Consider the following 21,991-nt stretch of genomic DNA (forward strand, 5'->3'; position numbering starts at 1 on the left):
GCCATCTTGACCATTTATCGTTATAATGAAGGAATGGATTCACGAGCGGCCAAGCTCTAGAAAGGAATATCCGCCATCATGACGAAAATGGAGACCAATCGAATGACCGAGCTAAGCGTTGCCCAGTGGCAGGAGCTGATCGCCAGCTGCGCCCGGGAAGCGGCGAGCAGCCAGTACGAAAGGAACTATGGAATCGAGGTGCGCTCCAAGATGCGCCCCTTCATGTCGGAAATGACGCCCGAGGAGGCCTGGCTATTCGAGCTAAACGCCTTGCTATTCTTGCTCGGCAAGCAAGCGAACAGCCGCCAATTAAGCTACTCCACCCAAATGGCTGTATCCGAGACGGTTCATGCGCTCGAGAGTCACCTCCATAGCGGCTTGCTGCCGGAGGCTGCGGTCAAGCAACCGGGGAGACTGCTGGAGACGACCGCGTACATGCGCGAAACGGCGCTCGGGCGTGCATGGACTCCGCCCTTCTATCTGGTTATCTACGCCGAGCTGTGGATTTCCCTCATTTCGTCAAAGGCGGAAGGCCATCGTCTTCTCCTGGAGGAGCTGGTGCATCTGACCGAAGGACCGAGCAAGAGCGATGCGCTCTTCCCGCTCGTCGCCCGCGCCTGGATGCACTTCTGGCTGGAAGAGGATCAACAGGCTTGGCGGCTGCTCGGAGCGGCGGAGCGGCATGGGCTAGAGCTTGAGCAGGTGTTCCGCTTTCTGCGCCTGCTGGAGGAGAGCGGCAATTGGACCCGGCTTGAAGCCTGGCTGAGCCATTGCGCGAACGAGCAAGTCGGGCGCAGCCCCCGCAGCCTTGGCGAATATGGACGCTACTGGGATGCCGTCGTCCGGGCATTGCCGGAGGCCGAGGAACGAATGTGGCGCGCGATCGCGAGCCTGCCTCCCTACTGCAGCAGCCTGTACGTGGAGAAACTAATGAGCTATGGCCGTTGGCGGCAGTGGATCGACTATCAGCTTAGCCACGGCAGCGATCCGCTCGGCTTTCGAGCGAAGGATCTCCAGCCCATCGAGAAGGAGGCGCCGGAAGCGCTGCTGCCTTTCTACCACCAAAGCGTGGAGAGATACGTGCTGCAGAAAAACCGCGACGGCTACAAGCGGGCGGTCAAGCTGCTCAAACGGCTGGCCAAGCTGTACAAGAAGCTAAAGCGCGAGCAGCGGTGGGAGACGTACATCGAGACATTCGCGGGTCGGCATAGCAGGCTGCGGGCCCTTCAGGAAGAGCTGCGGAAAGGGGGGCTGATTCCATGACATCGGCTACCTTAAACATGGATACCCTGTCGGTTCGGATGATGCTGACGTCGCACGGAGACGCGTTGTTCTTCGCGGACCCGGATTCGCTTCGGGAGTGGACCGGACTTGAGCTTAAGCATCGCCTGTTCGCCTGGCACGAGCCGTCCTTCTACGGCACCGAGCTGGAGGTCGTCAAAGTCGGGGAGCTCGAGGCCGTCGTGCTTCCCGCCGAAGAGGTCATCTCCTTCTTCGCTTCGGGGCCGCTCCTGGCGCATATCGAGTGGAAATGGGAGGACGATGCCGCGCGCTTGGCATCATTGGCTCCATTGCTGGGCGAGTGCCTGGAGAAGAGATTGTACGCCCCCGACCTGGCGGCTTACCGCAGCGGCTCGCTGCACTGGAGCTGGGATGCGGCGGCGGCCATCGCAACCTTCGGACAGGCTCGCCGCGACGAGTTGGATCTGGAGCGCGCTGGCTGGAATGATGAGGCGCGCGCCGGGCTGAAGGCTGCCTTCTCGGCGGCCGTCACGTGCCGTTACTACGGCACGGAGGCGGAAGAGGCGGAGCTGCGCCGGGAGTTCCCGGCTCTGTTCGCGCGAGAGCACGCGAGTGCCGCGACGGCGGGGCTCGATGCCGAGTCCTGGCTCGTGCAGATCGGCTGGAAAGCGGATGTCGCGCCTTTCCGCCCCCTGCTGCAGCTAATCGAGCCGTGGGAGGGCGACGAGCACCCCCGCTGGCGGCTGCGGTTTGTGCTGCAGGACAAAAGCGATCCCGCTACGCTCCGAAGAGTGCGGCTCAACGACGGCGGCGAGGCGACCGGCAAGTGGCCCGACGCGTGGGCGGAAGCCATCCGCGGCCGCTCGGCCGGTTGGCTGCAACGGCTGCGGGCCAGCCTTCCGCACGATCGGCTGTCGCGCGGCGAAGACGTGCTCGGCAAGCCGCTTGACGACGAAGCGGCCTGGCGGTTCCTCAACACAGACAGCCGCCAACTGCTCGAAGCCGGCTGGCAGGTCCTGCTGCCCGCATGGTGGGAAGCGGCAAGCCGCAAGAAGCCGAGACTGCGCGCGGCGGTGCAGTCGGAGGACGAATCCAAGAAGAAACGCGGCGGCGGCAAGTCGCTATTCGGGCTGGAAGCGATTCTGAACTTCGACTGGCGCATCTCCATCGGCGACGCCGACCTGAACGAGCAGGAGTTCGACGAGCTGCTCGCGCGAGGGGAGCGTCTCGTGAAGTTCCGGGACCGCTGGATCGTACTCGACCCGGCGTTGATCGCGCAGATCCGGCGCATGATGGAAGGCATGGACAAGAGCCAGGGGCTGAGCTTCCAGGATGTGCTGCAATTGCATCTGCTCTCGCAGAGCGAGGCGGACGGCGACGCGGATGGAGGGGCGTCGGACGCTGACGCGGATGGAGGGGCGTCGGACGCTGACGCGGAGATATTCGCGGCCGATAAAGCCCGCGTTGAGCTCGAAGTTGAGCTAAACGCGCATTTGACCGGGCTGATGGCCAAGATCAACCAGCAGAGCGAATGGCCTAGACTCGATCCGCCGGCCGGTCTGCGCGCCGAGCTACGCAGCTACCAGCAGGATGGATTCGCCTGGCTGGCTTTTCTCCGCCGCTTCGGGCTCGGGGCCTGTCTCGCGGACGACATGGGCCTCGGCAAGACGGTCCAGCTGATCACCTACCTGCTCCACGCCAAGGAGCAAGCGGACGAGGGAATGCGGCTCCCTTCGCTGATCGTCTGTCCCACGTCGGTGCTCGGCAACTGGCAGAAGGAAATCTCCCGCTTCGCCCCGTCCCTGCGGGTGGCGATGCATTACGGCTCCGGGCGAAAGAGCGGCGACGAGTTTCGGCAAGAGGCCCGCAGCGTTGACGTCGTGCTGACCTCCTTTGCTACCGCCTCGCTCGACCAGGAGACGCTGTCCGGGTTCCAATGGGGCGCCGTTTGTTTGGACGAGGCCCAGAATATCAAAAACGCCGGGACCAGACAGGCCGTGGCGGTCAAAAGCTTTCCCGCGCTCCATCGCATCGCGCTCACCGGGACGCCGATCGAGAACCGGCTGGCGGAGCTTTGGTCGATCTACGATTTTATCGTGCCCACCTACCTCGGGACCGCCAAGGCGTTCCAGGACCGGTTCGCGGGCCCGATTGAACGCGAACAGGACGGGCGTCGCACGGCGGAGCTAAAGAAGCTAGTAAAACCGTTTATGCTGCGACGCAAGAAAAAGGATCCCGCCATCCAGCTCGATCTGCCGGACAAAAACGAGATGAAGTCGTATGTTCCGCTGACGTCCGAGCAAGCTGCCCTGTACGATAATTGCGTCAAGGAGCTGCTCGAGAAGCTGAAGAAGCTCGACGGCATTCAGCGCAAAGGCGCGATTCTCGGAGCGCTGACGCGGCTCAAGCAGGCATGCGACCATCCGGCTCTATTGGATGAGGATACGGGAACGGAGTCGGAGGATGGCCCGCAACAGACGGAGGCGATCGTCGCCCGCTCCTCCAAGCTCGAGAGGCTGCTGGCGATGGTCAAGGAGCTTCGCGAGTCGGACGAGCGCTGCCTCATCTTTACGCAGTACATCGGCATGGGCAAGATGATCCAGGATGTCCTGCAGCGCGAGCTGGGCGAGCCCGTGTTGTACCTGAACGGCAGTACGCCGAAGGTGCAGCGTGACCGGATGGTCGAAAGCTTCCAGTCCCGCGACCTTCCGCCGTTTGAGCAGCCGAACGTGTTCATCCTGTCCCTCAAGGCGGGGGGCGTCGGGCTTAACTTGACCGCGGCGAACCACGTCTTCCACTTCGACCGCTGGTGGAATCCGGCCGTCGAGAACCAGGCGACCGACCGCGCCTACCGGATGGGTCAGACGCGCGACGTGCAGGTGCATAAATTCATCTCGCTCGGCACCCTCGAGGAACGCATCGACGAGATGCTGGAGAACAAGCAGCAGCTAAGCGACAACGTCATCTCCAGCTCGGAGGGCTGGATTACCGAGCTTTCGACGGATGCGCTTCGGGAGCTGTTCTCGCTGCGGCGGGACTGGTCGCGCGATTGAGCGGGATTCGCCCAATCTTCGGTCGCCTTCACCTTCAAGCGGATAGATATTGATAAATTGGGTGCCATTGGGCATTCTACTTTATTGGAATCATGATCTGGAAGCTTGGAGGGATACGTATGGCGCGGATTCATACAGCTTTGAAGAATGTGGGAATGAACAAGATCGGTTTCATATATGTCAACGATATTCGCGGCATTGTCCGGAATTGGGCCGCTCTTGTCATCGTCTTGGGACTTGCCGTCCTGCCTTCTCTTTATGCCTGGTTTAACATTGAGGCATCATGGGATCCATACGGACGCACGGGTGAACTTAAAGTAGCCGTAGTCAACAAGGACAAGAGTGCGACCCTGCGCGGAACGCCGATTAACATCGGGGAAGAAATCATCGCTTCGCTGCAACGAAACCACGCAATCGGCTGGGTATTCACGGACGAGAGGCAAGCCCTTCAAGGGGTGGAACATGGAAGGTACTACGCCAGCATTACCATACCGGAGAACTTTTCCGCTCGTATTTCCACCGTGCTGTCGGACAACCCTGAGAAAGCCGTACTTGTCTACACCGTGAACGAGAAGATCAACGCGATTGCACCGAAAATAACCGCCCAAGGTGCAAAAGGCGTTATTAATGAAGTCAATCATCAGTTCACCAAGACCGCTTCCGATATCATATTCCGGATATTCAACGAACTCGGGATCGGGCTTGAGAGCAACCTGCCGGACATCGTCAAGATTCGCGATGCCGTCTTTAGCCTGGAATCGATCATTCCGGAGCTGAATCAAACCGTAGACATCATCGCGCGTGATGCATCCATTGCCAATGAACGGATACGCATGCTGCAAAGCAATCTGCCGATCGTGACGGAGCTCGCGAAGGAAGGAGCAGACTTTGCCCAACGCTTGGGCGAATTCCTTGACCACAGCTCGGCTGTTATGGATGAAGCGGCGCCCGCTATCAAGCTGCAGCTTGCCTTGCTGCAACAAACGGCGAATGCCGCGGCATCGCTGACGGATATCCTTCGGAACGACCATTCGGACATGGAGCAGGCGAATCAAACTTTAACCGATCTTTCTCAACGCCTGACCGCCGCTTCCGATAGAGTCGGCAAGCTAATATCCTTGTTCGAACGGCTCACCCCATTCAGTAAAGGCAGCATGCCCTTGCCGGTAACGGATAAATTGCGGGAGATCGAGAATCGCTTCAATCAGCAACGAAAATTAGTCGATGGGATCGCGAAGGCCATAGACCAAGGCGCGCAGCCTGCCGATAAACTTATCGACGAATTGAACAGGATAGCGGGAGAATCTTCCGATGCTCTCGGAAGCATCCTTGACCGTTATGATGAAGAAACAACGCCGGGAATAAGCCAGGCCATCGAGCATGCGAAACAAAACGTTGCCAAGACTCGATCCCTGCTGGCGGATGCGAACGAAGCGCTTCCCGATGTCGAGCGGATGGTTGCCGATGCAGCCAAGCTTCTGGACGTCGGCGAACAGAAGTTTGCCGATCTGAAGCAAGAGCTGCCCGAAGCCGAGAACAAGGTAGGAAAGCTGGCGGACCGGATCCGGGAGCTTGAAAAGATGGGGAGCTTGGACGAGCTTATTGATCTTCTAAAAAACAACAACTCGCTGTTGAGCGACTTTTTTGCCAACCCTATCGTTTTAGAGGAAAAGACGCTGTTTCCGATTCCCAATTACGGCTCGGCTATGTCGCCCTTCTTCACTACGCTTTCCTTATGGGTTGGAGCGCTGTTGCTCGTCTCTCTGCTCACGGTCGAAATCCATCATCCCGATGTACCTTATCGCAGCTATCAGGTTTACTTCGGCCGCTTTCTGAGCTTTCTTACGATAGCTCTATTACAGTCTTTGCTGGTCACGCTTGGGGATATGTGGCTGCTTCGAACATACGTCTTGGATAAGCTATGGTTTATCGTGTTCGGTTTGTTGTTGAGTGCCGTGTTCATGTTGATCGTGTATACGCTCGTCTCGGTATTCGGGAATGTCGGCAAGGCCATGTCGATCGTACTGTTAGTCCTGCAATTGGCCGGTTCCGGCGGGACATTCCCGATCGAGGTGACTCCCGCCTTTTTTCGGGCGATACATCCGTTCCTACCGTTTACCTATGGGATAAGCATGATGAGGGAAGCAGTCGGCGGGATCCTGTGGGACATCGTCCGCCGGGATTTGCTGGCAATGGCCGTTTTTGCCGCAATCGCGCTGTTCGTCGGGCTTGCTTTGAAGAATTCCATCAATCGTATGTCCGCCCGTTTCGTACGAAAGGCACGGGAGAGCAAGCTCATTCATTAACGCGTCCCCCTCAACAAACGATCGAGCTCATCAGATTTATGATCGACGGACCGGCCGCAATTAAGCTCCTTCGACCATATCCCTTTTGTGATATCCAATATAGCCAATAACCATCATGGCGATGCTAATCACTGTTATCGCAATAAAGGCTGCTGCATCAAACGATTCTACCGGCATCCGCGGCAACCAACTTTGAACGGCTGTTTTGGAGAACCACTCCGGCAAGTCCAGAATGCCTTCGAAATAGTTTAAAACAAAAGAATAGCCAAGATAAACATAAACCGCTTTGCCTAGTCTTGGTGCCCAGCCTAGAGCCAGAGCGGCAAGACCGATAAAGAACAACACGGAAGGAAGAAAGTTATAGCCTGCGGCGATAAAATCGCCCAGCTTCATGAGAGAGCTGCCACCCATCGCAGAAATGGCCGTCCCGCCAAGTCCGCCCGCAGCCAATAGAATGCCAACGACTGCGGCAATGGCGGCCAAACCGACACTCGTCCAATAGAGCTTGGCCCGAGTCACTCTTGTAGAGTATAGCTGGCTTAAATGCAGCCGCACTTCTTCCAAAAAAAGTTTGTTCACGATGGCTATCGGCAGAATGGAAACCAGACCCATCATGACCATCATAATGGTCCCGGTAAATGCCTCTTCGAGTGAAACGCCGGATATCGTAAACATTTGACTCATCAATTCATTGCCTTCAATGAAGGTCTGCATATCCCCATAAATAGAACCGTAGGCTGCTCCCATAATGACGAAAGCAATCAACCAGCTCACGGTTACGCCTTTGTTAAGCTTGATAAACAAGCCATGTACGGATAGCAATGACTTTTTTGCCGAACCCCGGCCTTCTCTCTCAGGCAAATAACCGGCACCCATATCCCGACCGCCTTCAAGGGCAAAAGCCACGACCAAGACAATGATACTGAAGATTACAGCCAAAATCAGCGGGAACCAGCTGTTGTCTGTAAATGGATAAGTCAGATAAGTCCAGCCCATCGGATTGATCATGGAGAAATCCACATTCGACACATCCGTACCGGCGCGAAAAATATAAAGCAAGCCTACAATTCCCAGCGATGAACCCGTTGCACCGGATGAGGTCGGCATAATTTGCGCCATCATTAATGCGATCACGGCTCCCAAAACCCCAGCCATCCCGATGGATGCGCCAAACAAAAAGGATCCTTCTGCCGAAATCGTATCTACGCCAAAGCTAGTCATAACTCCGCCAATAAGGAGCGCCAATATCATTTGGATAATGACGACTTCGGTAATTACGGCAAGCGAATTGGCTTGGCGACCAACCTGAAAGGAGCGTACCAGTTCGGTAAGTCCATATTCTTCTTCTTTGCGAGTATGGCTCACTACATGCAGAGCAGCGATAATCATCGCAAACAAACCGCAAAATAACAGCATTTCATGCGCATACATTGCACCCAAAGTATAATCGGCTGCTGCATCAACCGATGTCGGACCAACCATGGATATCATGGCAGGATTTTGCATGGTTTCATACATCCCCTGCAAGCCTTGCTCCTTGCCGATTTCCCCGAATGCCGGAACAAAACCGGCGGAAAACAAACCCAGGCCTGTAATCCAGATGATGATTTTTTTCCAATCGCGTTTCAGATATAGAGCAAATAGTACATCCCAACGTGCAAATTTTTCTTTCATCATCATTGCCCCTTCCCGCTCTTAGACTTCATAATGACGCATGAATAAGTCCTCAAGCGTAGGAGGAATGGCTTCAAACTTCCTAACGCCCAATTTTGCCGCTTCGGATAAAATATCATTTATACATTCATTGTCCGCGGAGAATGTCGCTTGATTTCCTGTTTGCTTGAAATCATGGACACCGTTAACGGAGGCCATTCTGCCCACATCGCCTTCCGTTAATAAGGTAACCGTAGACCGGGTTAAGTGGCGCAATTCATCCAATGTCCCGGTTTCTACCACTTTGCCTTGGCGAATGATGACCACCTTATCGGCCAGACGTTCCACTTCGCTTAAAATATGAGAGGACAGTAAGATGGCTTTCCCACCATGCTTGATTTTTTCAACCTCGTCTTGAAATACAGCTTCCATCAATGGATCAAGACCGGAAGTCGGTTCATCGAAAATATACAAGTCGGAGTCAACGGACAAAGCCGCAATCAAACCGACCTTTTGCCGATTTCCTTTAGAATAGCCTTTGGCTTTCTTCTTAGGATCCAATTCAAAGCGTTTAATCAAATAGTCGCGTTTGTTTTTGTCTCCGCCGCCATGCAATTTGATGAATAAATCGATGATTTCGCCGCCAGTTAGATTGCCCCAAAGGGCTACGTCCCCTGGAACATAAGAAACTCGTTTATGAATCTCAAGGCTATCCTTCCACACATCCTTTCCGAAGATTTTCACATCACCTGCATCCCGATTGATAATTCCGAGCAAGGTACGAATCGTTGTTGACTTTCCAGCTCCGTTTGGCCCGATAAAACCGACAACTTCCCCGGCATTTACCGAAAATGACACATCATGCAACGCTTTAATTTTTCCGAACTTTTTTTGCAAGCCTTGAACTTTCACAATTTCTGTCATGGCTCTAACACTCCTTCTTTACAGGTTGTATTAACGTGTTTACATTTGCAAGCAAAGCTCCGTCTCGTAATTTGTGTACTATTTTAATTGATTTAGTTCACAAATAAACAAATTCAAGAAAGTTTAATACTGTAAGAGAGGTATACATTCATTTATATACCCTTTTATCCATTTAGTCAATTGTCAATACGTTAGTTTGGAACTCCACATCGTTTGATCATTCATAACTATTTCTATATACTAAATAGGAAGGGAAAATATGAATTTGGTTTTCCGGAGATACTCTTATTTCAATCATTTAGAAAGCAGGAGTTAGAAATGAATGGATTCGACAAGAGGACACAGGAGAAAAAAAATAAAGTTTTGGAAGCAGCTTTTCACTTGCTTAATACCGAAGGCGGCATAGATAGTATAACGATGGATGATATCGCCCAATATTCCAATGTTGGCAAAACAACGATTTTTAAGTATTTTGGGAGCAAAGAGAATCTGATCCATGAAGTGTATACGTATTTTCTAAATCAAATGGGGGAAACCGCCCAAAAAATCATGGCGGAAAATAGACCTTTCGAAGAAACCTTCATTGCCATGAGTCAAAATAAGATTCATTATTTGGAGAAAATAAGCAAGCAGTTTTATTTGGATTTGATGAATTTTTTTACGAGGAAGGATGATGCCGGCCTACCTTCGATGATGCAGCAATACTCCGAGATAAGCTTTGGGCTTATGCTGGATTTATTCCATCGCGGACGTAAAGAAGGCAAGGTTGATCTGAAATATTCGGATGAGTTTCTTTTGGTTTATTTCCAAGCCCTTGTGGAAGGGATCTCCAGCCCGCACATCTACCCATTAATACTCCCTTATACCGCCCAGTGGACAGAATTGATGATTAAAGGTATTGCACCAGGTAAGTAAATAGAGTACCTTCAACAGACCAACCGCCAATCAAGCGATGTCATTATGTATTGGCGGTCGGTTATTTCGCGTCGTCCGCAAGCGCTATTCGAAAGCCAAGGTCATCTATCTTGAACTCAGGCATGCTTTTCCTTCTAACCGTTGAACCGCAATTGTTCTCAACCTCAGCCCAACTGCCTCCTCGGAAGACTCTATAGTTCCCATATCGATTAGGATCATATAGATCCCAGCACCATTCCCAAACATTCCCGATCATATCGTAAAGGCCCCAGGGATTGGGAAGCCGCTTTCCGACTTGTTGAGCTGATCCATTGGCGTTTTCTTGATACCATGCGATCTGATCAATTGATGCATACCGATACCCTGTGGTCCCCGCTTTACATGCGTATCGCCATTCGGCATCTGATAACAGTCGAAAACCATTCGCCTTGTTGTTATATATTGTGTTCTCGCTTTCTCCGAAGATTGTGTAGCATTTGCAGGTAAATTCGGGACTAAACCTAATTCACTGTCGGCGCTATACGGTCACCTTGAATTTTAGGCCTTCTATTAGTCGCGCTGGGCTGGCTCGATTCCGGAAAGTTCCTTTAACACTTTATATACAAAACGAATGCTTGGACCCGAATAACCAACTTTATTGAAACTGCCGATTACATGAAGATCCAATGCCGGATTATACAGCATAAATGATCCCGTTGAGCCTAAATGCCCCCAAACATTATACTTTGGCATAAAAGCGACCATTCGAACTCTCATCAGACCATACCCGTAATCCATACCCATCCGCATTTTTCTCCACTTTATCATTTGTTGGAGGGATTGTTCGGAAATGAAACGATTGGCTGTGAGAGCCATCATAAACCTTAATAAATCCTCGGAAGTGCTAACCATTTGGCCGGCTGCGAAATTGCTGGAGAAGCTTCGGTAATCCTCAATATTGATTTCTTTTCCCAAGCAATTAACATGGGCTATAGGCAAATCGCATTTCTCAGCCGGTTGCGAGAATTGGGATAAATAGGAGTTCTTCATACTAAGCCTATCAAAAATATACTCATGAAGCACTTCGTGGTAAGGTTTCGACGCTATTTTTTCGATAATCAGCCCTAAGAGGTTAAAGCCCGTGTTCGTATAATGGAGGCCCTTTCCAGGCGCAAACCGGGATTTGAGATATTGTTTTGACCACTCGATGGTGTCCGATGGTGTCCACATGCGATTAGGATCATGAAGCAAAACCTCGATAAATCTGCCGTGTTTCGTCTTATCCTCATAATAATCCGGCAAGCCCGAAGTATTGCTGATAAGATGTTCAATACGAATCTCACCGGAATAATTCCTGCCTTTATAGAGATGTAAGTTTGTTAATACACTTTCGGGAAGATGCTTCGAGATATGGTCGGCATAACTCAACTTGCCTTCTTCGACGAACATGGCGATGATGACAGCAGTAAACGTTTTCCCAATGCTAGCCGCATGATAGGGCTGTTCCGGGTCTGCGCTCCTCTCGCTCGTTTGACCACAAGCCATATTCCAATGAATGTTCAGTTTGTCTGAGTGTAGGAGTAAATACCCATTATGGAGGTTGGAATCGGATTTCATTATTTCTCTGAACGTAGAATCAATTCGTTTCTGGGCTCTTTCTTTAGTTCCCATCATCATCAACCTTTCAGGCGTTTAATTGATCCATGAAATCAACCTATTCATCACCAAGTTCCGAAACAAAACGGGATACTCCGCCGCAAATCGCAGACTAGCCAGCCCTATATCTTGAAAAGAATGCCAGAGAAAACACACAGGCTATCGTCCTGTGCATTTGTAATCGAAAAAGACCCGTCCATGACCTTCAATGACAACACCTTCGGATCCGGGATATTTACCATCTGTTTTTTGTGTTGGGATGTAGACGGTTAGAGCCGTCCCCTGATCTTCACAACGGTAGAACTCATGTGCTTCCAATTGCAGTCTTCCCACCTTAGGATGCACGATCTCTATCGATCCTGTAAGCGCGCAACGTACGTCGTGATCGGTCCACCATTCCCGAAACTCCGCACTTTGTTCTGACAGCGCGGCAATAAATTCTCCGTACCACGGGTCCTCCATATTTCGGGCATAATAGGAGCGGAATTGCGCCAACAGAATTTTAGCCACACGCTCCCAATGGACGAACATAAGACGAATCCCCGTCATTGTAAATATCCGCCAAATCATATTATTGCAGTACTTCTCTCCATTACTGACACTACCGATGACGAGGGGGGCCGCCCGGTTCCAGGCGATTATGTTCCACCTTTGATCTGAGAAAAAAGCGGGAAATTCCGTAAATTGATCCACGATAATTTGAAAAGACGGAGGGCCCGCACTACCGGGATTAAGAACTGGGAGAAGAGGGGGGCGCTGATTCGCTAATGTATACAGATAAAGTCGTTCGTCCCTATCGAGTTTGAAAGTTCGTACTAAACTTTCGAGGATCTGTTCGGATACCCGGATATCGCGGCCTTGTTCAAGCGCCGTGTACCACGGCAAGGAAATGCCGGACAGGACGGCAACTTCCTCCCTGCGCAATCCGGACGTCCGACGCTTTGGACCAACGTAGTTCAATCCCATATCTTGCGGAGATATCCGGAGACGGTGGGTTTTGAGAAATTTCGCCAACTCTTTACGGCGTTGTTCGTCGTTCATTCTAACCGCCTCCCATAACTGATAGAAATTATATTAGATTACCGACTATTACTATAGATAATATTACTATAAATGCTCATCTTTTTCATTCCCTCCCCAAGGCATATACTGAGTTCGAAACCGAATCTATTTGAAAGGATTGAGCATGGAATGACAACTGTTCTTTACATTACCGCACATCCGCAAAACGGATCAGAATCGTACTCCATATCGGCTGGAGAAGCGTTTATCGATGAATATCGGATGGTCAATCCCGGGTGTGAGATCATTCACTTGGATTTATATAAAGCCGACGTCCCGTCGCTGGATGCGGATATTATAAACGGGAGGAGCAGGTTGAAAGAGGGGGTGGAACTAGAGCAGTTGCCGGAGGTCGAACGAAGTAAAATCGTCCGCTTGGACAAGTTAATCAGTCAATTTATTCAAGCGGACAAATACATTTTTGTAAACCCGATGTGGAATTTCTCATATCCGCCAGTTATGAAAGCCTACATCGACGCCATAACGGTGGCGGGCAAAACGTTCTCATACACGAAAAACGGTCCAATCGGATTACTTCAAAATAAGAAAGTGCTCCATATCCAAGCGAGCGGTTGGGTCTATTCGGAGGGCCCAGACGTGGAGGAAGAAATGAGCCATCGTCATCTGAAATCAATCATGCGTTTTATCGGCATAACCGATTTGCATGCATTATTTATTGAGGGGCATGATCAATATCGCGACAGGGCTAAAGCAATAAAAGCGGAAGGTTTAAAGCGTGCACGCGAACTTGCGGCTACATTCTAGAGATCATCATATCGTGCTGGAAATAATACCGACCTTCCAAGTAAAAAAAGCAGCCACTCGCAATCGAGCGGCTGCTTTAATCATTATTTAAAACTGTAACTTACTTATTTATAATTTCCCAGTTTTGTTCAGCAGTCTTTTCCCCAAATAACTGAAGGAGCGCAGACTCGATAAACGCAAAGCTAACCATGTATTTCTGCGGAAATTCGCAGGCTTGGCCGCCTACCGTCATTTCAACAAACTCGTCTTCTTCCTCCAGCGGACCGAGAAGGTTATGAATCGCAGAGTCGGTCTCCACAGTAACGATGAACTCATGACCTCCGCCGCCGATCATAATCATGTTCTCTTCGTACCTAATCGTGACCAGACTTCGTGTAAAGCCGTCCATCCGCCGAATGATTTCCAGGCACGTTTCAAGCGATGCATGGGAATGCTCAATCGTATTCGCCACAGCCCCATTCCGCTGTTCCTCGTAAACAGTGATCACCGGTCAACACTCCTTAATCAGTAATCGCGAGCCGCATCGAACCAGCGTTGGGCCATCTCCTCTGTTAGAGGCTGCCCAATCTGATGATCGGACTGGCTTAGTTGCCATACGGCTTCGCCAAGGTCCTCTCTCTCGGTGGTTTCGATGCCTTTGAGGATGTTAAAGCGAACGGTGAAGGCGGTAATGGCCGCCTCGGCCTCGGCAAAGCTGCGGGCTTGTGCCAAAGCTGCCTTTGCATCGTCATAAGCTTCGTTAGCCAGCTTGGCCAGACGTTTGGGCCAGGATGAGAACGGGCGGCCATATTCGGTCGTCCACCACTCCGGCTTTCGTAATTTGCTTATTGAAGTATAGCCGGTCCATGGACGAGTATTGGCGCGTGTTTTCAGTTGCTGTTTTAGGCGCTTGCCCGCGGTCTCTTCCACATTGTAGGCGATAAATCTGTCAAGCAACGGCCACGTATCCAAGGAGGGCAAGTCCTCCAAATCAGGCATAAAGCGCAGCTCCAGATTCGTTAACCCGGCATGTCGGGCCAATATGTCCATGTCGCAGAAGTTCCCCCATAAACTCAGCGAGTTAAGGTTCGGGAAACGGTCAAGGCATTCCAGCGAGATGGGCTGTCCCAGAGGCGTGCTTTGCAGGGTCAGGCTCTCCACTTGGTGCAATTCGCCCAGGTCGGGCAGCATGAAAGGGGGATCATTCCTGCGACGGCCGGTTTGCGGCGCTAGCGTCAGGGAAAACGGCAGATCGCCCGTGGCCAAAAAACGCGACAGATCGCCGGACACGTTCAAGCGGAAGGGATTTTTCGGAAGCTTCAGGCTCAGGCGGCCTTCGGACGGGTCCAGCTCGATATGCAAGCTATGCAAAATGGACGGGCTGGCATCCACCGCCGTATCGGCAGATAGGATCGGAGCCCACGTCATCTCCTCAATGGGACGTTTCTGCGCCCAATCAAAAAATCCGGCGTCACTGCCTGCATAGTACAGAAATCGTGGCCAGGGCGAGCCCGCCGGAGTGGCAAAAGCATCGAATACGGTCCAATCGATGCGCGTGCCTTGTTCGACGTGAAGCTCCGCCTTTTTCCCCAATTGCGACGGTCCGATGGATAGACTGCCTACACCGGGCCGCCTAACGAGAGTGTGGCTGCGGGGACCTGTCAGGTCGATAGAATAACGACCATCTTCCCTAACAGAACCAGCGGAGGGCCGGGCCTGGTTATCATTTCGCATTTCTGTCATCCTCTCTTCTATCTACTCCTCATTCATTCTTATTTACGAGCGTTCGTCAATCAGCCGTTCCAGAAACTCCGCAAACGTTGAAGCATACGTGTCGATCAAATTATTCATGAGATCATAACACATGATCGGAAATTCACCCTGTGCATCTCTAGTCGATGTATCAAAATAATAAAGCTCGTCGCTATCCGGAACGAACACGTCCAATCTGTGGGGAAACCGACTAACCAACCATTCCTCGGCTTTATTCAGTCGGTGTATATATAGAAGGTCGCCGTCGTATTCATCCCGGTATTCCGGAGGGGCGATCGTTAAAATCTCCCCGCCGCTCAACCGGGCATTCCCGTAATGAGCCAACCACCAGCGATAAGATGGCGGCAGGCGGAATCCTAATTCCTCTTCGACTTCCGCTATCCAGCTCTCTTCCGCGCCACGACCGGGAAACCATTTTAACGCGGATGTCGTTTTCAGTTTTTCTGCCAAACGCTCATACATGGGTTCAATTCTCTCCCTCTATACTTGTTTGTTATTGGTTCGATCATTTGCCTCTTTTATAGGCATTAGCCAATTGGACGAGATACCAGACAACCGCACCCGCAAGGGCAGTTAAGGCAAGATTTATGCAGCCGAACACGATCAGCGACTTCGCTTTGCCGGGGCCGATACGGAAAGCGGCCGCAAGCTGGAAGACGGCGGGCAGAAGAAACGCCAGCCAAGAGAAGGTTATAAGCTTTTCTGTTTTGAAGCTCCACCATACCGCCGAACATGATGCAACGAGTAATACCCAAGTGCAGATAAACTTTAATGCAAACATGATTTCGGCCCTCCTCCATTTCCCTTCCTGCATACATAAGTTCAAGTCAACTGAAATCCCAATTTCAATAAAGATTGTTGAATTTCCTGGTCTACTTTGCTTTTGGCCGTCGCGAATTCGACTGTAGATAAAGAACTTGGCAGGGGCTGACGGATAAAGCCGTCGAAATCGACTGCCGTTTTGGAGATGCGAAGCTTGCGCAGAGAAGGCAATTGCTTCAGTCCCGTCACATGGGTTAAACCTTTGCAATTGGAAATGGAGAGCTCCTCCAACGCTTTCATCTCCCGGTCAAAGGCGATTTCATGCAGTTGGATCTGGTCCTCGACGACAAGTCTCGTGATGGATCGGAAGTTCGCAATGTTGGATAAGTCATGGAAACCGCGGACTCTGCATACCTCCAGGTCGTCGATGTCATTTTCCTCGATTTCCCCGATATGCTCCCGGCCCCCTAACAAAATGCGAAGATGCTTCAGCTTCCTCAGTCGGTTAACAAAATGAAACGGCAGTTTGCTTATGGAATGCAGCGCGAGATAGTTTAAGTCCTCCAGCTCGCCTACCGCATCGAGATTTTTTACTTTGCCCCCGACATGCAAGTGCTCCAATTGCGTGTAAGCTTTAAAATGTTGTAGATTGAGCGTTTTTTTATCCGACATAAGCGTTAGCTCTTTTAGAGATCGCAGCGTTTCGATGTCCAAAATATCCGAATTCTCCAACTCGTATATCCCCACGTGCAAGTTGCGCAAGTGCTCCAGCTTGGCCAATGCTTCCGTGTTATGCGCATTGGCGAGACTATTGATATTCAGCATTTTGACATGGGGAACCCGCAAGAGCGTACGACAATCAAAGGACAGGGAATAGTGGGCGTAGAAACGCACCCCGAAATTCTCATCGTAACGGGCGCAAAGCTCGTCCACTTCCTCCAAGATAGACCCATAAAAGTCCGGGTGGGAGAACTGGACAAAGACTTGGTTGCCGCCATGCAAGTCCTGCTCGATCTGGACCCGGTCCAGCGCAACAGGATCGTTAATCAGGATCTTTTTTTTCCATATCTTACGCATGAGTGCTCCCTCCTATCGGCCATGGATGACAAGTCCGTATTTGCCGAACATCCACGACCCCTTCAAATCCTGCATCGCATCAGGGCTTATACGCACGGAGGGCTTTTGCTCCTTCATCGCATCCGCATCATGCGCCGAGAAGCGAAGCGGCTTTGTCCTTTTTTTAATAAAGCCCGTTATTTCATCGAATAACGTATAGGTGAGCGGCCTATGATCCCGGATATCCTCATAGACATAATGCTTCCCTTGTTCATCCTCCACATCCACTTGGAAGCCCTTAGGGAACGAAAGCAGAATGCAAGGCAGCTCATCCTCCGCCCATTGTCCGTAATAGGGAAACGGGACGCCCTCATTTCGCGCAAAAAATCCGGAGCTTTCCTTATCGGCCGTTACAGCAATGGAATAAACAAAGTGCGGGTAATAACCCGTCCCTTTTTCCGCTGTCGCAAAGTGCCGATAAAAGGTCTGGTACGCCTCATACACCTGACTCCGATCATGCTCCGTCCGGGCGGAATTGGTTAGCTGAAATTGAGCCTGCTTACCGTCAAACAGCTTCAAAACGCTTTTAAACTCTTCCGGACTTATAAAGAACCTAAGCTTATAAAATCCGCTGTTCTTAAAACTCATATTTCACGAAACTTTCTTGGAGCGTCTCTTCGTGCGGTACCCACTCCCAATCACTCCATAGCGACGTTTTTACGATTGCCGACAGCTTATCTACGGCTTGTTCCGGACTCGTCGTATGAATGAGATCGTCAAAATCCTCATTGCCGGTACCCAACGCTGCCCGCAAGTAGTCATCGTTTATACGCTCTTCTTGAAGTTGCTCATATTCATCTCTCGTCCATTGCTCGTAAAAGATTTTTTCGGCTTGCATGTCCCCATTCTCGAAAAACGATACCTCGAATAGCTCCTCATTCATATAAGCGGTGGTCATCACCGGGCCTTCGATAAGCCCGGACAACGCTTTGCCAGCTTTCTTCACCGTACCCCATCCAAAATATTCGTGAAGCACGCTGATCCAATTCTCGTTGCTTTGGCTTATGTACATGACTTCTTTAGTCTCTTGTGCCTCTTTTCTGCCCAACACTTTGCCATGCCCTTCGCTCAGCTCTCTAAGTGTTTCAATTGTCTTCTCGAGGTTACTCGACATAATATGCAAATTTGCGAATGATCTTCCCATGTGATGGCCTCCTTATGTCGCTCCCAAAGATTGGTTCTTTTTTTCCATTATAGTGATCATATGTTCGGAGTCTACCTACTTTTTGCCTGGTTTTTGGAAATATCCATTGTACGAGTAGATCTATAGTCATGTCTGTTTAAAAATAAAAGAGGGCGTCCCTCATCATTGGGACACCCTATGTCGAACGATTCCACATCTCCTGCAACACTCTACGAACGAATTACATTGAGTTAGATTAGCTCTTTTCAGGAATATTTATTGGTAAATTGAGCCAGGCAACGCCGATATCGCGATGAAAATGGTGGTAGCTATCGCCCTCTACGCCATCATAATAAATGGCCAGCTTGTCCCCTTTGCGGAATACGCAAGGCGCGCCGATAACGGATTTTGACCAGGTGCACATGCTGCCGTCGAACACGAGCGCTTTATCGTCGACATTCCATTTCTGAATATCCTTTGTCCAATACACCCATACGGCGTCCGTGTATTCTTTGATTTCGTTTAACCCTACGTGGTTGGTAAACAGAAACCAAGTTCCGGTCTCTTCCTCGTAAAACACCGAGCTGTTCTCGATTTGCTCTTCAAGAGGAAACAGAGGCTCGGGGTCTACCGTCCATTCTTTGTCCAGATCTTTGGTGCGGGCAATGCCTAACGTACGTTTCGTAATTTTATTTGAGTCTAATACGGAAGCGCTAAAAAACTGCAAATATTCGTCCCCGTCTTTGACGATCGCCCCCGAGCTGGCGGTGGTGCTGTAGTATGTGTTTTCCTTCATCCGGAACGGAACGATATCTTGCTTAATCCATGGCCCATAAGGGGAGTCGGACTTTGCTTTCATCGTGACATACGGGAAATCCGGTATATCGTACGGGTATTCGCGACGGTAGTCGGAGCCGATATAGAACATATGCCAGACGCCGTCTTCGAAGTAGGTTACGCCATATACCGCGCAACTTGAATCGTCTTCGCCCTCTTTGCCTAATTCGAGTATAACGCCTTTTTTATCCCAGTTGATTAAATCTTTGCTGGTCGCCAGATAATTTCGCCAGCCGGTTTTGTCGTCGGACGCATCGTAATGCATGAAATAAGTACCGTCGCATTCGAAGACAAGAGGCTCTCTAATTCCGTAGCCATCCAGTTCCAAACCGCCTCTTCGCAACACGATTCCTTGATCTACGGCAGGTATCGTCAACCGAGCTTCTGGCCTGCCATCCGAATACTTCGCAGCCAAATTTATCACGCCTTTTCACGTTTTATAGTGTGTTACTGCATGGCATGTGATGCAATGGTTCCCATCATAACGGCTGATTTTCAATCTTGCAAGCCCTTTATTTTTTTTGGTTTCCGGTATTGACAGCGATTTCATTGGCATGTACAATTTTTATTAATTGGTCAGACAACTTACAAGTTATCGTTTGGAGAGATGAATATGCTGAAGTCGTTAAAGAGACAAAAGCTGCACGAATCCATTACAGATGAAGTGCTCAAATTCATAGAACAGAAGGGTTACGTCCAAGGAGATCGCCTACCTACCGAACGTTTTTTTTGCGAGCAGTTCCAAATAAGCCGCCCATCCCTCCGCGAAGCGATGAAAAAGCTCGAGAGCTACGGCGTCATTGAAATTAAACCGGGCAGCGGCATGTACTTGCGTGCGGAAAAAACGATATTGACGGAGATGGAAAACATCTCGATTAAGTTTTCGATGGAGAAAAAAGCGTTGCTCGAAGTGATCGACCTACGTGAAATGATGGAGAAACATGCGATCGAGCAAATCGTTGCCAACAAACAATCGCTGCATCTGGACAAACTCGGGGAAATCGTCGACGAGTACGATCGCAAACGTAATAAAGGCGAAATCCCGCGCAAAGAGGACTATCTGTTCCATCTAGCGTTGTACGAGGGCTCCGATAATCGGCTCATGCTCAACCTGTTTAAATCCATTAAAGAAATGGATTCGCTGTGGGCCGACCGCGTCATCGAAGACCTGGATATGAATGTGTTCGGCAGAGAAACAGAACCGCTGCACCGGCTCATCTACGATGCCATGCAGCTTGGCGATGCAAAGAAAGCATGTAAGTTGATCGGCAAACACTTTGATATTATGCGAGAGGACCTTAAAAAATTAGGGGGGTAATACCTCTTTTGACATAATTGGTCAGACAACTATCCAATTGCAAGGATTCAATCGCTTAACTTTACTTTTGGTGGAGGTGATAAAAATTCCGAAAGCTGCTTGACCATAACTTATAAGGGGGATTCGCGTATGTCAAAAAAAATGGCAATCGGATTGTTGGCCGGCTTACTACTCGTGACCAGCGCTTGCTCGTCGTCCAATAACAAGGAGGACGGAGCTAGTCCGGAAGTGAAAAATGAGGAAATCAGCTTTGTCGATGTTTCGCCATCGCCGGAACGCACCAAGTATTTTAACGAAGTCATAGCAGCATTTGAGCAAGCCAATCCGACGATCAAGGTAAAGATGGAAACGGTTCCTTGGGATCAGGCTTTTAATAAATTGGCGATGCAAGGTGCCAGCAAAACGATGCCTGACGTCGTAAACATGTACCCGGCCTGGTTAAACACCTTCGTTCCTGCCGGCTATTTGGAGCCGCTCACGGCCAATTACGACGCTTGGTCCAACAAGGATAAGCTCACCTCGTTTGTAAGCGGTATCACCATGGAAGAACAACAGCGTAACGTATACAACGATATCTACTATATGCCGGATGCTCTCATGTCGGCCGCTTTATTCGTTCGTAAAGACTGGTTCGAGGAAGCCAATCTGCAGCTACCGACGACTTGGGACGAATTATTTTCGGCAGCCGAGACACTGACGGATTCGTCAAAAAACCGTTATGGCTGGGCTTATCGCGGCGCACGCGCAGGTTTCGACCAAATCTTTGCTTATATAACGTCCGTTACAGGCGGCGAAACGTATGAGGCAGACGGGACTTCCGTATTGCACCGTCCGGAGGCGCTCGAAGCCTTCGTCAGATTTACCGATCTGTTTAAGAAGGGGTATGCGCCGAAGGACTCGATTAACTGGGGTTATCAAGAGATGGTGCAAGGCTTTACCTCCGGTATCAGCGGCATCCTCAATCAAACGACGGAAGTGATCGCCACAGCCAAAGCCTCCATGACCGACGACAGTTGGACCGTTATTCCTTATCCAAAAGGCGATGACGGTAAACGTTATATCGGCGCTTCCGCGACTTGGGGGTATAGCGTATCGGCGGATTCCAAACACAAGGAAGCCTCTTGGAAGTTTATTGAGTTTCTGTCAACGCCGGAAAACAACTTAAAGTATTCGAATACGTTGACGATGATTCCGATCTTCAAGAGCGCGACCGAGGACACGACGACGAAGGAAGGTCCAATGCAGGGCTTCATCGACACGCTGGATGATCCGGACAGCTACTTAGTTGCCGATCTGGGCAATTTTACGGAGCTTGGCGAATTCCGCGAAAGCATTATGGACGCAGAAGTCCAGAAGTACTTATTGAACAAACAGTCGGCTGAAGAAACCTTAAAGAAATTGGGCGACTTCCTGACGGCGGCGCAGCAGAAGTATATGAAGGAAAATCCGGATGTACCGCTGCCTCACGTCATCAAGCCTCAAATGAAATAAGCAGCGTCACGGGGAGAGGGGCAGGGAAACGCGTTTT

General features: G+C 50.6%; 20 protein-coding genes. 7 read left to right on the forward strand and 13 right to left on the reverse strand.

The features are described 5' to 3' along the window. The first annotated feature begins 78 nt into the window (after nt 1–78). The 3 genes from KJW29_RS27155 (at nt 79) to KJW29_RS27165 (ending at nt 6,601) form a co-directional block, all read left to right on the forward strand. Entirely contained in the window at nt 79–1,263 is a 1,185-nt protein-coding gene (locus KJW29_RS27155; RefSeq protein ID WP_214627015.1) for a hypothetical protein, read from the forward strand. Further along, complete coding sequence (locus tag KJW29_RS27160) at nt 1,260–4,295, forward strand: DEAD/DEAH box helicase (RefSeq protein ID WP_214627016.1); 3,036 nt, start codon at nt 1,260–1,262, stop codon at nt 4,293–4,295. Before KJW29_RS27155 ends, KJW29_RS27160 begins: the two co-directional genes overlap by 4 nt. 119 nt (nt 4,296–4,414) lie before the next feature. Further along, nucleotides 4,415–6,601 (forward strand): YhgE/Pip family protein, encoded by a 2,187-nt coding sequence (locus KJW29_RS27165; RefSeq protein ID WP_343222680.1) that lies wholly within the window; start codon nt 4,415–4,417, stop codon nt 6,599–6,601. 60 nt (nt 6,602–6,661) lie between these two features. On the opposite strand, the gene KJW29_RS27170 is transcribed toward KJW29_RS27165, so the two are convergent. Together KJW29_RS27170 and KJW29_RS27175 are read right to left on the reverse strand one after the other, a co-directional pair. Further along, nucleotides 6,662–8,281 carry an ABC transporter permease gene (locus KJW29_RS27170; protein WP_281426296.1) on the reverse strand — a complete coding sequence of 540 codons (1,620 nt, stop codon included), beginning with the start codon at nt 8,279–8,281 and terminating at the stop codon, nt 6,662–6,664. 15 nt (nt 8,282–8,296) lie between these two features. Beyond that, complete coding sequence (locus tag KJW29_RS27175) at nt 8,297–9,178, reverse strand: ABC transporter ATP-binding protein (protein ID WP_214627017.1); 882 nt, start codon at nt 9,176–9,178, stop codon at nt 8,297–8,299. Between the two features lie 318 nt (nt 9,179–9,496). Between KJW29_RS27175 and KJW29_RS27180 the strand changes: the two genes are divergently transcribed. After that, on the forward strand, nt 9,497–10,093 hold the full coding sequence (locus tag KJW29_RS27180) for a TetR/AcrR family transcriptional regulator (RefSeq protein ID WP_214627018.1): 597 nt from the start codon (nt 9,497–9,499) through the stop codon (nt 10,091–10,093). Between the two features lie 61 nt (nt 10,094–10,154). Here KJW29_RS27180 and KJW29_RS27185 read toward each other — a convergent pair whose 3' ends face one another. The 3 genes from KJW29_RS27185 to KJW29_RS27195 form a co-directional block, all read right to left on the reverse strand. Then, nucleotides 10,155–10,598, reverse strand: coding sequence for a formylglycine-generating enzyme family protein (locus KJW29_RS27185; protein ID WP_343222838.1), 444 nt, complete (start codon nt 10,596–10,598; stop codon nt 10,155–10,157). 44 nt (nt 10,599–10,642) lie between these two features. Then, nucleotides 10,643–11,749, reverse strand: a complete 1,107-nt coding sequence (locus KJW29_RS27190) for a serine hydrolase domain-containing protein (protein WP_246608401.1) — start codon at nt 11,747–11,749, stop codon at nt 10,643–10,645. 138 nt (nt 11,750–11,887) lie between these two features. After that, nucleotides 11,888–12,769: a helix-turn-helix transcriptional regulator gene (locus KJW29_RS27195; protein ID WP_214627019.1), complete on the reverse strand. Its 882-nt coding sequence runs from the start codon at nt 12,767–12,769 to the stop codon at nt 11,888–11,890. 150 nt (nt 12,770–12,919) lie between these two features. On the opposite strand from KJW29_RS27195, the gene KJW29_RS27200 reads away from it, so the two are divergent. Beyond that, nucleotides 12,920–13,555 carry an FMN-dependent NADH-azoreductase gene (locus KJW29_RS27200; protein ID WP_214627020.1) on the forward strand — a complete coding sequence of 212 codons (636 nt, stop codon included), beginning with the start codon at nt 12,920–12,922 and terminating at the stop codon, nt 13,553–13,555. A 100-nt stretch (nt 13,556–13,655) separates the two neighbouring features. Here KJW29_RS27200 and KJW29_RS27205 read toward each other — a convergent pair whose 3' ends face one another. The 8 genes from KJW29_RS27205 to KJW29_RS27240 form a co-directional block, all read right to left on the reverse strand. Then, on the reverse strand, nt 13,656–14,042 hold the full coding sequence (locus tag KJW29_RS27205) for a hypothetical protein (protein WP_214627021.1): 387 nt from the start codon (nt 14,040–14,042) through the stop codon (nt 13,656–13,658). A 17-nt stretch (nt 14,043–14,059) separates the two neighbouring features. Further along, nucleotides 14,060–15,268, reverse strand: coding sequence for a hypothetical protein (locus KJW29_RS27210; protein ID WP_214627022.1), 1,209 nt, complete (start codon nt 15,266–15,268; stop codon nt 14,060–14,062). A gap of 42 nt (nt 15,269–15,310) precedes the next feature. After that, on the reverse strand, nt 15,311–15,769 hold the full coding sequence (locus KJW29_RS27215; RefSeq protein WP_214627023.1) for an SMI1/KNR4 family protein: 459 nt from the start codon (nt 15,767–15,769) through the stop codon (nt 15,311–15,313). A gap of 43 nt (nt 15,770–15,812) precedes the next feature. Continuing rightward, entirely contained in the window at nt 15,813–16,088 is a 276-nt protein-coding gene (locus tag KJW29_RS27220; RefSeq protein WP_214627025.1) for a hypothetical protein, read from the reverse strand. Between the two features lie 41 nt (nt 16,089–16,129). After that, nucleotides 16,130–17,146 carry a leucine-rich repeat domain-containing protein gene (locus KJW29_RS27225; protein ID WP_214627027.1) on the reverse strand — a complete coding sequence of 339 codons (1,017 nt, stop codon included), beginning with the start codon at nt 17,144–17,146 and terminating at the stop codon, nt 16,130–16,132. A gap of 12 nt (nt 17,147–17,158) precedes the next feature. Then, nucleotides 17,159–17,704 carry a hypothetical protein gene (locus tag KJW29_RS27230; protein WP_246608402.1) on the reverse strand — a complete coding sequence of 182 codons (546 nt, stop codon included), beginning with the start codon at nt 17,702–17,704 and terminating at the stop codon, nt 17,159–17,161. Nucleotides 17,705–17,762: 58 nt separating this feature from the next. Beyond that, nucleotides 17,763–18,329: a hypothetical protein gene (locus KJW29_RS27235; protein ID WP_214627030.1), complete on the reverse strand. Its 567-nt coding sequence runs from the start codon at nt 18,327–18,329 to the stop codon at nt 17,763–17,765. Nucleotides 18,330–18,564: 235 nt separating this feature from the next. Continuing rightward, the gene (locus KJW29_RS27240) at nt 18,565–19,560 is read right to left on the reverse strand and encodes a glycoside hydrolase family protein (protein ID WP_214627031.1); all 996 of its coding nucleotides are present in this window, start codon (nt 19,558–19,560) and stop codon (nt 18,565–18,567) included. A 198-nt stretch (nt 19,561–19,758) separates the two neighbouring features. On the opposite strand from KJW29_RS27240, the gene KJW29_RS27245 reads away from it, so the two are divergent. Together KJW29_RS27245 and KJW29_RS27250 are read left to right on the forward strand one after the other, a co-directional pair. Next, complete coding sequence (locus KJW29_RS27245) at nt 19,759–20,463, forward strand: FadR/GntR family transcriptional regulator (RefSeq protein ID WP_214627032.1); 705 nt, start codon at nt 19,759–19,761, stop codon at nt 20,461–20,463. Between the two features lie 129 nt (nt 20,464–20,592). Then, nucleotides 20,593–21,954 (forward strand): ABC transporter substrate-binding protein, encoded by a 1,362-nt coding sequence (locus tag KJW29_RS27250; protein WP_214627033.1) that lies wholly within the window; start codon nt 20,593–20,595, stop codon nt 21,952–21,954. Nucleotides 21,955–21,991 lie beyond the last annotated feature (37 nt).

The sequence above is a fragment of the Paenibacillus agaridevorans genome, from assembly GCF_018604145.1.
GTDB lineage: Bacteria > Bacillota > Bacilli > Paenibacillales > Paenibacillaceae > Pristimantibacillus > Pristimantibacillus agaridevorans.

Coding starts and splice junctions, on each gene's coding strand:
- KJW29_RS27155 (WP_214627015.1), top strand. CDS start 79: ATGACGAAAATGGAGACCAATCGAATGACCGAGCTAAGCGTTGCCCAG.
- KJW29_RS27160 (WP_214627016.1), top strand. CDS start 1,260: ATGACATCGGCTACCTTAAACATGGATACCCTGTCGGTTCGGATGATG.
- KJW29_RS27165 (WP_343222680.1), top strand. CDS start 4,415: ATGGCGCGGATTCATACAGCTTTGAAGAATGTGGGAATGAACAAGATC.
- KJW29_RS27170 (WP_281426296.1), bottom strand. CDS start 8,281: ATGATGATGAAAGAAAAATTTGCACGTTGGGATGTACTATTTGCTCTA.
- KJW29_RS27175 (WP_214627017.1), bottom strand. CDS start 9,178: ATGACAGAAATTGTGAAAGTTCAAGGCTTGCAAAAAAAGTTCGGAAAA.
- KJW29_RS27180 (WP_214627018.1), top strand. CDS start 9,497: ATGAATGGATTCGACAAGAGGACACAGGAGAAAAAAAATAAAGTTTTG.
- KJW29_RS27190 (WP_246608401.1), bottom strand. CDS start 11,749: ATGATGATGGGAACTAAAGAAAGAGCCCAGAAACGAATTGATTCTACG.
- KJW29_RS27195 (WP_214627019.1), bottom strand. CDS start 12,769: ATGAACGACGAACAACGCCGTAAAGAGTTGGCGAAATTTCTCAAAACC.
- KJW29_RS27200 (WP_214627020.1), top strand. CDS start 12,920: ATGACAACTGTTCTTTACATTACCGCACATCCGCAAAACGGATCAGAA.
- KJW29_RS27210 (WP_214627022.1), bottom strand. CDS start 15,268: ATGCGAAATGATAACCAGGCCCGGCCCTCCGCTGGTTCTGTTAGGGAA.
- KJW29_RS27215 (WP_214627023.1), bottom strand. CDS start 15,769: ATGTATGAGCGTTTGGCAGAAAAACTGAAAACGACATCCGCGTTAAAA.
- KJW29_RS27220 (WP_214627025.1), bottom strand. CDS start 16,088: ATGTTTGCATTAAAGTTTATCTGCACTTGGGTATTACTCGTTGCATCA.
- KJW29_RS27225 (WP_214627027.1), bottom strand. CDS start 17,146: ATGCGTAAGATATGGAAAAAAAAGATCCTGATTAACGATCCTGTTGCG.
- KJW29_RS27235 (WP_214627030.1), bottom strand. CDS start 18,329: ATGGGAAGATCATTCGCAAATTTGCATATTATGTCGAGTAACCTCGAG.
- KJW29_RS27245 (WP_214627032.1), top strand. CDS start 19,759: ATGCTGAAGTCGTTAAAGAGACAAAAGCTGCACGAATCCATTACAGAT.
- KJW29_RS27250 (WP_214627033.1), top strand. CDS start 20,593: ATGTCAAAAAAAATGGCAATCGGATTGTTGGCCGGCTTACTACTCGTG.